The sequence below is a fragment of the Streptomyces pseudogriseolus genome (genome assembly GCA_002154585.1).
In the GTDB taxonomy this organism is placed as follows: domain Bacteria; phylum Actinomycetota; class Actinomycetes; order Streptomycetales; family Streptomycetaceae; genus Streptomyces; species Streptomyces pseudogriseolus.
The window spans coordinates 489-871 of record MUNG01000717.1 but is presented as its reverse complement, the minus strand read 5'-3'; the positions used below and the strand labels follow the sequence as shown (position 1 = coordinate 871).

The window sequence follows — 383 nt, the reverse complement described above, 5'->3', positions numbered from 1 at the left end:
GTCCCGGTCGCGGGGGCGGACGGGGCGGGCCCGCCCGGTCCGGGCAGCGGGGTCTCGTGCAGGGCCACGGCTCAGTCTCCTCTCACGGCGAGGCGCTCGATCGCCGCCATCGGTACGGGCAGCCAGTCGGGTCGGTGCCGTGCCTCGTACAGCACCTCGTACACGGCCCGGTCCGTCTCGTAGGCGCGGAGCAGACCGTGCTTCTTGCGCGGGTCCCAGCCGGCGCGGGCCGCGTAGCCCGCGCAGTAGGCCTCGCGGCAGCGCCGCGCCCACTCCGGACGCCAGGGGCGGCGCTGCCGGGCGGCATAGTCGAAGGAGCGCAGCATCCCGGCGATGTCCCGCACGGGGGAGTGGGCGCTGCGCCGTTCGGAGAGCGGCCGGGA

Annotated in this window: 1 pseudogene; it reads right to left on the bottom strand. The window is 76.8% G+C overall.

Annotated elements, in window-relative coordinates:
• Positions 1–71 precede the first annotated feature (71 nt).
• Positions 72–383 (bottom strand): annotated as a pseudogene (locus tag CCN29_RS36750) (maltokinase N-terminal cap-like domain-containing protein); the annotation flags it as partial.